Genomic DNA, 13,519 nt, shown 5'->3' with positions numbered 1-13,519 from the left:
ATCCGATCGGTGAGGAGGTCCGGGGCGCGAAGTCCCGGTGGTGTGCACGAAGGCACGGTGTGGACGGGGCTGGGGAGGCTCCGCCCGGGGTGCTTCTCTCATCTGCGGAAACCGTACGTCACGAAAAGGAGGGCCGACAGCGGGAAACGTATCCCACCATCGGCCCCCCACAGAGTCTTCACACGGAGTGTCAGATCGACGGTCCGACCGGTGATCCGACGCGCGGGCGGACCGGGTGATCCGGTCCGCCCGTGACCGGGTCAGAGCTGCGCGAGCGCGGCCTCGATGACGTCCAGACCCTCGTTCAGCAGGTCCTCGCCGATGACCAGCGGCGGGAGGAAGCGCAGGACGTTGCCGTAGGTGCCGCAGGTGAGGACGAGCACGCCCTCGTTGTGGCAGTACTTGGCGAGCGCGGCGGCGGCCTCGGCGTGCGGCGCCTTGGTCTCCGGGTCCTTCACCAGCTCGATGGCGATCATGGCGCCGCGGCCGCGGATGTCGCCGATGACCGGGAACTTCTCCTGCATGGCGGTGAGGCGGGCCTTCATGACCTCCTCGATGCGCTTGGCCTTGCCGTTGAGGTCGAGCTCCTTCATCGTCTCGATGGCGCCGAGCGCACCGGCGCAGGCCACCGGGTTGCCGCCGTAGGTGCCGCCGAGGCCGCCGCCGTGGACGGAGTCCATGATCTCGGCGCGGCCGGTGACGGCGGCGAGCGGCAGACCGCCCGCGATGCCCTTGGCGGTGGTGATGAGGTCCGGGACGATGCCCTCGTCCTCACAGGCGAACCACTGGCCGGTGCGGCAGAAGCCGGCCTGGATCTCGTCCGCGACGAAGACGATGCCGTTGTCGTTGGCGAACTTCACGATCGCCGGCAGGAAGCCCTTGGCCGGCTCGATGAAGCCGCCCTCGCCGAGGACCGGCTCGATGACGATCGCGGCGACGTTCTCGGCGCCGATCTGCTTGGTGATGTTGTCGATCGCCTGGGCGGCGGCCTCGGGGCCGCAGTTCTCGGCACCGGTGGGCCAGCGGTAGCCGTAGGCCACCGGCACGCGGTAGACCTCGGGGGCGAACGGACCGAAGCCCTGCTTGTACGGCATGTTCTTCGCCGTCATGCCCATGGTCAGGTTCGTACGGCCGTGGTAGCCGTGGTCGAAGACGACGACGGCCTGGCGCTTGGTGTACGAGCGGGCGATCTTCACCGCGTTCTCGACGGCCTCGGCGCCGGAGTTGAACAGCGCGGACTTCTTGGCGTGGTCGCCCGGGGTCAGCTCGGCGAGCGCCTCGCAGACCTCCACGTAACCCTCGTACGGCGTCACCATGAAACAGGTGTGGGTGAAGTCCTGGAGCTGCGCGGCCGCGCGGCGCACGACGGCCTCGGCGGACGCGCCGACCGAGGTCACGGCGATGCCGGAGCCGAAGTCGATCAGGCGGTTGCCGTCGACGTCCTCGATGATGCCGCCCCCGGCCCGCGCGGTGAAGACGGGCAGCGTGGAGCCGACGCCACCGGCGACCGTGTCGAGGCGGCGGGCCTGAAGCTCCTGCGACTTCGGACCGGGGATGGCGGTGACGACGCGCCGCTCCTGCGGGACAGCGTTCATGCGGGGCTCCTGGGGGTGTTCTGGACGCACTTGCGGGTTTCCTCCGCAGGCTAGGCGCGGGGGAGGGGCGGGGGCATGCGCCGATCGGGAGTGGTGGCGGGTGTGTCGTTGTCCGGGATGGACATGAGGGCTCCGCCCCGCGGCGGGGACCGGCTCCGGAGGCCCGGGAGGCGGTTCGGCCGCACGGGTGGTCGAATCCCCTCCCGTCGGCTCCGGGCCCACTAGATTGACGGTGGCACAGACGCGGCGACCTGGCTGGTCAGGGGGCAGGGGTTCATGGAGACCGACGGCACGTACGAGTCACGCGACACCAGGGGCGGCGCGGTCCCCCGCCCGTCGTCACCACCCCGCACCACGTCCCCTGAGCTGCGGGGCGCCGACCCCGAGTCTCACGACCGGCGGGGCGCCGACCAGGAGCCCGCGCATCCCGGAGCCTCCGCGCATCCCGGAGCCTCCGCGCACCCCGGAGCGCCCGCGCACCCCGCGCACGTCCCCGCCCCGCCGACCGTCCCGCCGAGGCCGACGGGCACGCCCGCGCCGGGGGCCGTCCCGCCCGGCGCCGCCGCGCACGCGGTCGCCCTCCCGCCCGTCGTCGCCTGGCTCGACGCCCCCCGGCCCGAGGCCGCGCCGGGGATCTGGCGCTTCCGGCACGTGCCACCGCCCCCGCCCCGGGAGGCACGGAAGCTCGCCCCCGTCACCGTCGCCGGTCTGCTCATCCCGCTCGTCGTGGGGCTGCTGCTCTGGTCGGCCTGGCGCCGCGGCGCGGTCCCCTACCAGTGGATCCCGCTCGCCACCTTCACACCCGCGGACTGGTGGTACGCCGGAGGCACCTCGCCCCGTGACTGGCACGGTGGCGAGGCCCACGTCGTCTACGACGGGATCTTCTTCGCCGTCCTCGTCTACGCGATGGCCCGCCTCGGCGCCTGGGCCGAGCTCGCCCGGCACCTCCTGGCCGACCGCCGGCCGACCGTGCGCGCCGCCTCCACCGCGGCCGCCGCGCTGATCGCCCTGACGTTCGTCTGGCCCGACGCCTTCCCCGGCGTCGGCTGGGACGCCCTGCCGGTGGTCGGCCCGCTGCTCTCCCTCGTGGTGCTCCTCGGCGGCGGATACGACGTCCTCGCCTCGCCCGTCCTCGTCTACACCCTGTACGCGCTGATCACGGCCGCCGTGCTCTGGCCCTTCGCGCGCCTCGGCGGCTGGCCCGCCCTGGTCCGAGGATGGCTCAAGGACCGCGCCGCCGCCCCGGCGGACGGCACCCCGCCGCCCCTCGACCCGGCCGCGCCCGTGCCCCTCTCGCAGTGGCCCGAGCTGCGGGCGGCCGGGGAACGCCCGGCGGCGGACCTGCTCGCCGCCGAGCTGTCCGCCGGACGCATGAACGACGTGGACTGCGCCCGGGTCCGCCGCGACCTGGAGCGCGGGCGGACCCACGCGGGCGGCCTCGCCTCCTTCGCGGGCACCGTGCTCCGGCAGGGCGCGGCGGCCGGGGCGCACCCCTCCGGCGACCGCGACCTGCCGGGCCGCGCCGCCACCCACGACCTCCTCCTCGGCCAGGTCCGGATCGGCCGCTGCGCGGCCGAGGAGCGGAACCCGGCCGCCTACCGGGGCGTCGGCCTCGCCCTCGAACCCGCCGCGCTCGCCACCTCCCTGCTGGTCGTCGGCCCCTCCGGCGCGGGCAAGACCACCCGCCTGACCGGCCCGGTCGTCGAGTCGCTCACGCTCCAGGCCCTCACCGGCGGCTGCGCGGTCGTCGCCGTGGGCACGGCGGACGCGCCGCTCGGCCCGGACGCCGCCTACGACGTCGTGGTCCGGCCCGGCGACCCGGCCTCCCCGTACGACCTCGACCTGTACGCCGGGCTCGGCGACCCCGACGAGGCCGCCGCGCTGCTCGCGGAGGGCCTGGTGGGCGACGTCGAGCACCTGGACGCCCGGCGGGCCGCCACCGTCCTCGCCCAGCTCATCGGCCCCTACCGGGCGGCCCACGGCCGCTTCCCGTCCGTGCCGGTGCTCCGCGAGCTCCTCGAAGCGGGACCGGAGACCCTGCGGGCCCTCCTCGAACGGCTCCCCGCCGACGCCGCCGCCATGCGCCGCGAGCTGGAGGCCCGGATCCGGCAGGCCGGCACCGCGGCCGACGCGGGGCCGCTCCTCGCGGACCGCCTGTCGCTCCTCGACCGCCCCGCGTTCGCCGAGTTCTTCGGTGCCGACGGGAGCGAGGTGCGGCCGTTCTCGCTGAAGTCGGTCGCGCACCACCCGCTGCGGGTGCGGATCAAGCTGCCCGAGCGCGGCCACGAGGAGGCCTCGCGGCTCCTCGTCCGGCTGGTCCTCGCCCAGTTCACGGCGGCGGCCAGGACGGGCGCGCAGCGCGAGCACTTCCTCGCCCTCGTCCTCGACGACGCCACCGGGGCCCTCACCCCGGGCACCGTCCGCTCGCTCCAGCGGCTGCGCCCGCACCACGCGGGTGTCGTCCTGGGGCTCCGTACCCTCGGCGAGGTGCCCGAGGCCCTGCACGGCCCGCTGCTCGGCGCCGTCGGCTGCCGGGTGGCGCTCTCCGGCATCACGACCTGGGACGGCCGGGGCTTCGCCGAGGCCTGGGGCAAGGAGTGGGTGGAGACCACCGAGGTGGCCCACCACACGGTCTTCGCCGACCAGCCGATGACCCGGTTCATCCACGCCCTGCGCAAGAAGGTCACCGGCAAGGCCGTCACCACGGACGCGGTCACGACCCGGAAGGTCGAGCGCGAGCGGTGGTCCGCCTCCGAGCTGGCGCACGCCGTGCCGCCCGGCCACGCCGTCGTGTCCCTGACGACGGCCCAGGGCACGCACACGCCGCCGGTCCTCGTCGACCTGCGCGGCTGACCGAGCCGGGCGGCACCCGGGCCCCGCCGCGTACGGGCGGGCCCGGCACCCGGCACTCCGACGCCCGGCACTCCGGCGCCCGGCACTCCGGCGCCCGGCACTCCGGCGCCCGGCACTCCGGCACCCGGCACTCCGACGCCCGGCACTCCGGCACCCCGGCCCCGCCGGACGGCCCGGCTGTCGGGCCGTCCGGCGACCCCGGGCCCGTCGTGCGGGCCCGCCCGCACCCCGGTCCCGCCCGGCCCCGCCCGTCTCACGGCTCGCGCGGCTGAGCGGGGTTCCGGCGGGGCTGGCACAATCGGGGGCGCCGCTCGGCTGAGCGGCGCCGCCCCCGGCCGTGCACGGCTCCCCCCGCGCGCGGTCCTCGCTCAAAGGTCCGACGGTCTCCCCATGCCGCCCACCCTCGCCTCGCTCGTGCAGCACTCCGCCCTCAAGCTCATCGTCCGCGCCGGTGAGGACCGCCTCGACACCCCCGTCCGCTGGGCGCACGTCAGCGAGCTCGCCGACCCCGTCCCGTACATGGAGGGCGGCGAGCTCCTGCTCACCACCGCGCTCACCCTCGACGCGGAGGACCTGGAGGCGATGCGCCGCTATGCGCGGCGGCTGCTCGGCGCCGGGGTCGTCGGGCTCGGCTTCGCCGTGGGCGTCAACTACGACGAGATCCCGCCCGCCCTGCTCGAAGCGGCCCGCGAGGAGCACCTCCCGCTGCTCGAAGTGCCGCGCCGGACGCCGTTCCTCGCGATCAGCAAGGCCGTGTCGGCCGCCATCTCCGCCGACCAGTACCGGGCCGTCACCGCCGGCTTCGAGGCGCAGCGCGAGCTGACCCGCGCCGCGCTCGCCGAGGGCCCCGAGGCCGTCGTCGCGCGGCTCGCCGCCCACGTCGACGGCTGGGCCGCGCTGTACGACGCCTCCGGCGCGGTCGTCGCCGCCTCGCCCGAGTGGGCGGCCCGCCGGGCGGCCCGCCTCACCCCCGACGTGGAGCGGCTGCGCGAGCGGCCCGCGCCCGCCAGCGCCGTCGTCGGCGGTACGGACGACCGCGTCGAACTCCAGTCGCTGGGCACCGGCCGCCGGGTCCGCGGCGCCCTCGCCGTCGGCACGGGAGCGCCCCTCGGCACGGCCGAGCGGTACGCCGTGCACTCGGCGATCGCCCTGCTCACCCTCACGACGGAACGTTCCCGCTCGCTCCAGGCCGCCGAGCAGCGCCTCGGCGCCGCGGTGCTGCGCCTGATGCTCGCCGGCCAGCCGGAGCACGCCCGGGCGGTGGCCGGGGACCTGTACGGCGGACTCCTCGACGCCCCCTACCGGCTGCTCGTCGCCGAGCCCGCGGGGGTGGAAGCGTCCGGCGAACCGCCGCTCCCGGTGCTCGCCGAGGCGCTGGAGGCCGCCGCGGCCCGGGCCGGCGAGGCGGTGCTGTCCGTCGCGGAGAACGCGCGGCGGCTGGTCGTGCTCGCCGGTGACGGCGGCGCGGTCGTCGCCGCCTGCGAGGGCTACGCGGAGCGGGAGGCGGAGGACGCCGGGGTCGTCGTCGGGCTCTCCGCCCCGGCGGGACCGAGCGGCGCGGCTGCCGCGTACAAGCAGGCCGAGCAGGCGCTCTCGGTCGCCCGGCGCCGGGGCAGGGCGCTCGTCGAGCACGAGGACCTGGCGGCGGGCTCGGTGCTTCCGCTCCTCGCCGACGACGCCGTCCGTGCCTTCGCCGACGGGATGCTCCGCGCGCTGCGGGAGCACGACGCGACCGGCCGGGGCGACCTGGTGGCCTCGCTGCGGGCCTGGCTCTCCCGGCACGGCCAGTGGGACGCGGCCGCCGCCGACCTGGGCGTCCACCGGCACACGCTGCGGTACCGGATGCGCCGGGTGGAGGAGATCCTCGGCCGCTCCCTGGACGATCCGGACGTCCGGATGGAGCTGTGGCTGGCCCTGAAGGCGACGGGCGACGGCGCGGAGTAGCGCGTGGTCCGGGGGCTAGTCGGAGCCGCTGCTGTAGTTGTTCCCGTTCCCCCGCCGCCTGCTCCGGCGTCGCTCGTCGCGGATCAGCTCACCGCCCAGCAGGGTCACCGCGGCCACGGCCCGCACCCAGCGGGGGCCGCCGCGGGACGCCCACACCACGCAGACGCAGCCGGCGACGGCGAGCGCCAGGAGTCCGAACAGTACGTAAAGGATCATGAATTCCCCCCTGGGGTCGTACGGTCCCGGCCATCCTCCCACCCCTCCGGGCACCTTCCCAGGGCGTCGTCGCCGTCCGAAATCCGCAAACCCTGCCCGGATTCGGGCAATTCTGTTGGTCGTCCGGTGCCGCACTCCCTAATCTCCTGCTCATGACAAGCCCTGCCGTCGACCCGGCCCCCGAGAAGCACCCGGCCGCCCCCGGACTCCGCACCGCCGCCCCCGCGATCCCCGCCACCCCGGCGACCCTCGTCGCACCCGTCGCCCCGGCCCGTCGGATCACCGGGGCCGTCTGGGCCGCGCTCGGCATCGTGTACGTCGTGTGGGGGTCCACGTACCTCGGGATCCGGATCGTCGTCGAGACCCTGCCGCCGTTCCTCTCCGGCGGCGCCCGCTTCGTCACCGCGGGACTGCTCCTCGCCGCGATCGTCGCCTGGCGGCAGGGCCCGGCCGCCCTCAAAGTCACCCGCCGGGAGCTCGGCTCCGCCGTCCTCGTCGGCCTGCTCCTCATCCTCGGCGGCAACGGCCTCGTCGTCCTCGCCGAGACCTCCATACCCTCCGGCCTCGCCGCGCTCCTCGTGGCCGCCGTCCCCGTCTGGGTCGTCCTGCTCCGCACGGTCCTCGGCGACCGCCCCGGACCCGGCGCCGTCGGCGGCGTCCTGCTCGGTTTCGCGGGCCTCGGCGTCCTCACCGTCCCCGGCCTCAGCGGAGAGGTGAAGATCGGCGGGGTGCTGCTCGTCCTCGTCGCCGCCCTGCTGTGGTCCGCCGGCTCCGTCTCCTCCGCACGGCTGCCCCTGCCGCGCAACCCCTTCACCGCGAGCGCGTACGAGATGCTGGCCGGCGGACTCGCCGCGCTCACCGTCGGCCTCGCGCGCGGCGAGCACCGCGGCCTCGACCTGAGCGCCGTGTCCGGCCGCTCCTGGGCGGCCCTCGCCTATCTCGTCGTCTTCGGCTCGCTCGTCGCCTTCACCGCGTACGCCTGGCTCCTCCAGACCGCCCCGGTCTCCCTCGCCGCCACCTACGCCTACGTGAACCCGGTCGTCGCCGTCCTCCTCGGCGCCCTCGTCCTCGACGAGGCCCTGACCTGGCCGATCCTCCTCGGCGGCGCGATCGTCGTCGGCGGCGTCTGCCTCATCGTCTCGACCGAGCGACGGCGGTGATCCCTCGCGGGACCGGGCTCTTCGGCCGAAGCGGACAGAGCCGCCACCCCCACTACTCCATACCGGCCAATCCCCGGCCCGCCGTCCCGGCCCTACGGTGTCACCAGAGCAATCGCTCGCACCCCGAAACGGAAAGGGCCGGGACGCAATGACGACCACCCACGCCTTCTGGCTCGCCGGCCGCGAGGCCACCGGCGACGCCTCCTTCGACGTCACGAACTCGTACGACGGACGTCTGGTCGGCAAGGTCAGCGTGCCCACCGAGGCCCAGATCGAAGAGGCCGTCGCCGCCGCGCACGCCGTCGTCGACGAGTTCGCCGCGACCCCGGCACACGTCCGCGCCGCCGCCCTCGACCACGTGTCGAAGCGGCTCGCCGAGCGCACCGAGGAGATCGCCCTCCTGATCTCCGCCGAGAACGGCAAGCCCATCAAGTGGGCCCGCGGCGAGGTCGGCCGTGCCGTCTCCGTCTTCCGTTTCGCCGCCGAGGAGGCCCGCCGCTGGAACGCCGGCGAGGCCCAGCGCCTGGACACCGAGGCCGGCGGCGCGGGCCGCCTCGCCCTCACCCGCCGCATCCCCCAGGGCGTCGTCCTGGGCATCGCGCCCTTCAACTTCCCGCTGAACCTCAGCGCCCACAAGGTCGCCCCGGCCATCGCCGTCGGCGCCCCGATCATCCTCAAGCCGGCGCCCTCGACCCCGATCTCCTCGCTGGTCCTGGGCGAGATCCTGGCCGAGACCGACCTGCCGGCCGGCTCCTGGTCGATCCTGACCGTGCCGAACGACCGCATGCCGGCCCTCGTCCAGGACGAGCGCCTCCCGGTCATCTCCTTCACGGGCTCCGACAAGGTCGGCTACGCCATCCAGGAGTCGGTGCCGCACAAGCACTGCACCCTGGAGCTCGGCGGCAACGCCGCGGCCGTCGTCCTGTCCGACTGGTCCTCCGAGGCCGACCTGGACTGGGCCGCGAGCCGCATCGCGACCTTCTCCAACTACCAGGGCGGCCAGTCCTGCATCTCCGTACAGCGCGTGATCGCCGACGCCTCGGTCTACGACCGCCTGGTGCCGAAGATCGTCGCCGCCGTCGAGGCGCAGGTCACCGGCGACCCGGCGGACGACGCCACCGACGTCGGCCCGCTCGTCGACGAGGCCGCGGCCCAGCGCGTCGAGTCCTGGGTCGACGAGGCCGTCGCGGCCGGCGCGAAGCTCCTCGCCGGCGGCAAGCGCGAGGGCGCCACCTACGCCCCGACCGTCCTCACCGACCTCCCGGCCGACGTCATCCTGGCCCGTGCCGAGGTCTTCGGCCCGGTCCTGACCCTCACCAAGGTCGACGGCGAGGCCGAGGCCTTCGCCGCGGTCAACGACTCGGACTTCGGCCTCCAGGCCGGCGTCTTCACCCGTGACCTCCAGACCGCCTTCCGCGCCCACCGCGCGCTGGAGGTCGGCGGCGTGATCGTCGGCGACGTCCCCTCGTACCGCGCGGACCAGATGCCGTACGGCGGCGCCAAGCGCTCCGGCGTCGGCCGCGAGGGCGTGAAGTACGCGATGGACGACTACACCTACGAGCGCGTGCTCGTCCTGACGGGCCTCGCGCTGTAAGGCGTACGCCCCACCGAGACCAGGCGGTCCGAGCCCACTGTGCGGGGGCTCGGGCCGCCTTCTCGCGTGCGGCGGCCGTCCCGTCCCGCGCGGCCCGGAGGAATCCGCTCCTCTTTCGGGACCCGCCGGAATCGGGTACGACGGACAGGAAGCCCAAGGAGGCGTCCATGTCCGCACCCACGCAGCGGCCCAAGGTCACCGAGCGCGAGGCCCGGCAGGTCGCCGAGGCCGCGCGCGAGCGGGACTGGCACAGGCCCAGCTTCGCCAAGGAGCTGTTCCTCGGCCGGTTCCGCCTCGACCTCATCCACCCCCACCCGCTCCCCGCCGCCGAGGACGTCCGCCGCGGCGAGGCCTTCCTCGCCGTCCTCCGGGACTTCTGCGAGACCCGGATCGACGGCGCCCGCATCGAGCGCGAGGCCCGCATCCCCGACGAGACGATCACCGGACTCAAGGAGCTCGGCGCGCTCGGGATGAAGATCGACCCGGCGTACGGCGGTCTCGGCCTCACCCAGCTGTACTACAACCGCGCCCTCGCCCTCGTCGGCTCCGCGAGCCCCGCCGTCGGCGCCCTGCTCTCCGCGCATCAGTCGATCGGCGTACCGCAGCCGCTGAAGCTCTTCGGCACCCAGGAGCAGAAGGACGCCTTCCTGCCCCGGCTGGCCCGCACCGACCTCTCGGCCTTCCTGCTCACCGAGCCCGACGTCGGCTCCGACCCGGCCCGGCTCGCCACCAGCGCCGTGCCCGACGGGGACGCCTACGTCCTCGACGGCGTGAAGCTCTGGACCACCAACGGCGTCGTCGCCGACCTGCTCGTCGTCATGGCCCGCGTCCCCGCCTCCGAGGGACACCGGGGCGGCATCACCGCCTTCGTCGTCGAGGCCGACGCGCCCGGCATCACCGTCGAGCACCGCAACGCCTTCATGGGCCTGCGCGGCCTGGAGAACGGCGTCACCCGCTTCCACCGCGTCCGGGTCCCCGCGGCGAACCGCATCGGCCCCGAGGGCGCCGGCCTCAAGATCGCCCTCACCACCCTCAACACCGGCCGGCTCTCCCTCCCCGCCGCCTGCGCGGGCGCCGCCAAGTGGTGCCTGAAGATCGCCCGGGAGTGGTCGGCGGAGCGCGAGCAGTGGGGCAGGCCCGTCGCCCGCCACGAGGCCGTCGGCACCAAGATCTCCTTCATCGCCGCCACCGCCTTCGCCCTGGAGGCCGTCGTCGACCTCGCCTCCCAGATGGCCGACGAGGAGCGCAACGACATCCGCATCGAGGCCGCCCTCGCCAAGCTGTACGGCTCCGAGAAGGCCTGGCTCATCGCCGACGAACTCGTCCAGATCCGCGGCGGCCGGGGCTACGAGACCGCCGACTCGCTGGCCGCCCGCGGCGAACGGGCCGTGCCCGCCGAGCAGCTCCTGCGCGACCTGCGGATCAACCGGATCTTCGAGGGCTCGACCGAGATCATGCACCTGCTGATCGCCCGCGAGGCCGTCGACGCGCACCTCTCCGTCGCCGGCGACCTCATCGACCCCGAGAAGTCCCTCGGCGACAAGGCGCGCGCGGGTGCCCGGGCCGGCGGCTTCTACGCCCGCTGGCTGCCGGGGCTCGTCACCGGGGCGGGACAGCTCCCGGGCTCGTACGCGGAGTTCGGCGCCCTCGCGGGGCACCTCCGGTACGTCGAGCGGACCTCCCGCAAGCTGGCCCGCTCCACCTTCTACGCGATGTCCCGCTGGCAGGGCCGGATGGAGCTCAAGCAGGCGTTCCTCGGACGCGTCGTCGACATCGGGGCGGAGCTCTTCGCGATGAGCGCGGCATGCGTGCGGGCCGAGCTCCTCCGCACCACGGGGGAGCACGGCGCCGAGGCCCACCAGCTCGCGGACGCCTTCTGCCGGCAGGCGCGGCTGCGCACCGAGGAGCTCTTCGGCCGCCTCTGGTCGAACACGGACGACCTGGACCGGCGGATCGTCGACGGGGTCCTCGCGGGGCGCTACGCCTGGCTGGAGGCGGGCGTCGTGGACCCCAGCGGCGACGGCCCCTGGATCGCGGACGCGACCCCGGGCCCGTCGACCGGGCGGAACGTCCACCGCCGCATCCCCTGAACCCGCCCCGCCGCTCCGTCATGGGCGGGGGCGCCGGGGGTCATGCCGTCTCGTGGTGGAGGGGGCCCAGGGCGGCGAGTTCGTCCTCGGCCAGGCGCAGGGAGCCGGTGGCCACGTTCTGGGTGAGATGGTCGAGGTCACCGGTGCCGGGGATGGCCAGGACGTGGGGGCCCTGGTGCAGGGTCCACGCGAGCCGGATCTGCGCCGTGCTCACGCCGTGGGCGCGAGCGAGGGCCCGCACCTCCGGGCTGTGGTCCGTGGTCGCGCCGGCGGTGCGTCCGGTGCCGGCGATCGAGTAGAACGGCACGAACGCGATGCCTTGTGCACCGCAGACGTCCAGGAACGCCCGCTGCTCGGGTGACGCGCCGACACCGTACATGTTCTGGACGCAGACCACCGGTGCGATGGCCTGGGCCTCGTCGAGGTGGTGGGGGTGGACGTTGGAGAGGCCCAGGTGGCGGATGAGCCCCGCCTCGCGCAGGTCGGCGAGCGCGCCGAAGCGTTCGGCGATGGAGTCGGTGCCGACGATGCGCAGGTTCACCACGTCGAGGTGGTCGCGGCCGAGCTGGCGCAGGTTCTCCTCGACCTGGCCGCGCAGCTGCCCGGGGCCGGCGTGCGGCAGCCACTGCCCCGCGGGGTCGCGGCCCGGCCCGACCTTGGTGACGATGACGAGGTCGTCCGGGTAGGGGGCCAGCGCCTGGTTGATCAGTTCGTTGGCGGAGCGCAGCGGCGAGAAGTAGAAGGCGGCGGTGTCGATGTGGTTCACGCCGAGCTCGACCGCGCGGCGCAGCACACCGATCGCCCGGCCGCGGTCGCGGGGGACGGCGTCGGCCGCGAACGCCTCGCCGTGCTGCGGCAGGCGCATCGCGCCGAGACCGACGCGGCGGACCGTCAGGTCGCCCAGCTTCCAGGTGCCCGATGCCGCCGCCGTGATCGTCTGTGGAGTCATGGCGGGATGATGTCCGCACGATAGGCTGGCGCGCCATTGATTCACACATCCCTGAATCCATCGAGGAGGGGTCGTCCTGGCGGAGCTGGCGTTCTCGACGACTGATCTGGCGCAGGTGCGGTTCGCCGTCTCGCCGCTGTGGGAGATCGCCCCCAGCTTCCGGCTGCTGAGGTCCGCCGCCGCGCATCCCGTCCACCGGCCCTGGGCCGACCAGGTACGCCCGCGCTGGGCGGCCGCCGGGCTGGACCGGGGCTGGCTCAGCGAGCTGATCCCGCCGACCGGCGGCTACGTTCCCGACTTCCTCAACCCGGCCCCCGCCGGACCGGCCCCCACCCCGTCGGCGGAGCGGGACGCGATCGGGGCCACCGCCGCCGACCGGGTACGCCGGGACCTCGACCACCTGGCCCGCCACCAAGGGCCCCTCGGCCCCCGGCTACGCGCCCTGCGCAACGATCCGGAGGGCCTCCTGGCCAAGGTCACCGGAGAGATCGAGGCGTACTGGGATCTGGCGCTGGCCCCCTACTGGGCACGGATCCGGACCGTCCTGGACGCGGACGTCCTCCACCGGTCCCGCCAGGCCGCCGAGCACGGCGCGGGCCACCTCCTCGCCCACCTGCACACCTCGCTGGCCTGGGACGGCAACGCCCTGCGCATGTCCGGCCGGAAGCAGCCGCTGACCCGGGTGAAGGCGGGCACGGGACTGCTGCTGATCCCCTCGGCCTTCACCGGACCCGGACTGCGCACCCGGACGACGCCGCCCGATCCGCCTCAACTCGCCTACCCGGCACGCGGTGTCGGCTCGCTCTGGCAGGCGCGGCCCGTGACACGAGCCGACACGCTCTCCGCCGTACTGGGCCGCTCACGGACCCTCCTCCTGACCGAACTGGACAGCCCGGCCTCCACCACACAGCTGGCCCACCGCACCGGACTCTCCCCGGCCGGGGTGTCCCAGTACCTCACCGCGCTCCGCGGAGCGGGCCTGGTCAGCGCCCACCGCGCCGGGCGCTCCGTCCTCTACGCCCGCACCACCGCGGCCGAGACCCTCCTCCGAGCCGCGTCCGCCTGACCTCACGCCGCCCCCCGGGGGACCTCCGGCGCCGACCGCCGAGGGTGCCCGG

At 75.0% G+C, this 13,519-nt stretch carries 9 protein-coding genes; 6 read left to right on the top strand and 3 right to left on the bottom strand.

Annotation, left to right across the window (positions count from 1 at the left end; all coding sequences use genetic code 11):
• Positions 1–260: 260 nt before the first annotated feature.
• Entirely contained in the window at positions 261–1,595 is a 1,335-nt protein-coding gene (gene gabT / locus ACFYXU_RS00265; RefSeq protein WP_329850642.1) for a 4-aminobutyrate--2-oxoglutarate transaminase, read from the bottom strand.
• A gap of 276 nt (positions 1,596–1,871) precedes the next feature.
• Between gabT and ACFYXU_RS00260 the strand changes: the two genes are divergently transcribed.
• Together ACFYXU_RS00260 and ACFYXU_RS00255 are read left to right on the top strand one after the other, a co-directional pair.
• Positions 1,872–4,448 carry an ATP/GTP-binding protein gene (locus ACFYXU_RS00260; protein WP_389456017.1) on the top strand — a complete coding sequence of 859 codons (2,577 nt, stop codon included), beginning with the start codon at positions 1,872–1,874 and terminating at the stop codon, positions 4,446–4,448.
• Positions 4,449–4,838: 390 nt separating this feature from the next.
• Entirely contained in the window at positions 4,839–6,392 is a 1,554-nt protein-coding gene (locus ACFYXU_RS00255) for a PucR family transcriptional regulator (protein ID WP_376516020.1), read from the top strand.
• Between the two features lie 15 nt (positions 6,393–6,407).
• Here ACFYXU_RS00255 and ACFYXU_RS00250 read toward each other — a convergent pair whose 3' ends face one another.
• The gene (locus ACFYXU_RS00250) at positions 6,408–6,608 is read right to left on the bottom strand and encodes a hypothetical protein (protein ID WP_361396800.1); all 201 of its coding nucleotides are present in this window, start codon (positions 6,606–6,608) and stop codon (positions 6,408–6,410) included.
• 152 nt (positions 6,609–6,760) lie between these two features.
• Between ACFYXU_RS00250 and ACFYXU_RS00245 the strand changes: the two genes are divergently transcribed.
• From ACFYXU_RS00245 to ACFYXU_RS00235, 3 genes are all read left to right on the top strand, one after another.
• On the top strand, positions 6,761–7,768 hold the full coding sequence (locus tag ACFYXU_RS00245) for an EamA family transporter (protein WP_389456015.1): 1,008 nt from the start codon (positions 6,761–6,763) through the stop codon (positions 7,766–7,768).
• A 148-nt stretch (positions 7,769–7,916) separates the two neighbouring features.
• A complete protein-coding gene (locus ACFYXU_RS00240) occupies positions 7,917–9,362 on the top strand; it encodes an aldehyde dehydrogenase family protein (protein ID WP_389456013.1) in 1,446 nt (481 codons plus the stop codon).
• 167 nt (positions 9,363–9,529) lie between these two features.
• Positions 9,530–11,452, top strand: a complete 1,923-nt coding sequence (locus ACFYXU_RS00235) for an acyl-CoA dehydrogenase family protein (RefSeq protein WP_376516013.1) — start codon at positions 9,530–9,532, stop codon at positions 11,450–11,452.
• 40 nt (positions 11,453–11,492) lie between these two features.
• On the opposite strand, the gene ACFYXU_RS00230 is transcribed toward ACFYXU_RS00235, so the two are convergent.
• A complete protein-coding gene (locus ACFYXU_RS00230; protein WP_389456011.1) occupies positions 11,493–12,401 on the bottom strand; it encodes an aldo/keto reductase in 909 nt (302 codons plus the stop codon).
• 115 nt (positions 12,402–12,516) lie between these two features.
• Here ACFYXU_RS00230 and ACFYXU_RS00225 point away from each other — a divergent pair, with 115 nt between their 5' ends.
• Positions 12,517–13,467, top strand: coding sequence for a DUF5937 family protein (locus ACFYXU_RS00225; RefSeq protein ID WP_389408161.1), 951 nt, complete (start codon positions 12,517–12,519; stop codon positions 13,465–13,467).
• The last annotated feature ends 52 nt before the right edge of the window (positions 13,468–13,519 follow it).

Origin of the sequence: Streptomyces sp. NPDC002232, from assembly GCF_042890295.1 — a bacterium.
Lineage (GTDB): Bacteria > Actinomycetota > Actinomycetes > Streptomycetales > Streptomycetaceae > Streptomyces.
The sequence above is the reverse complement of the archived record's forward strand: the minus strand, read 5'-3'. Positions and strand labels throughout refer to the sequence as shown.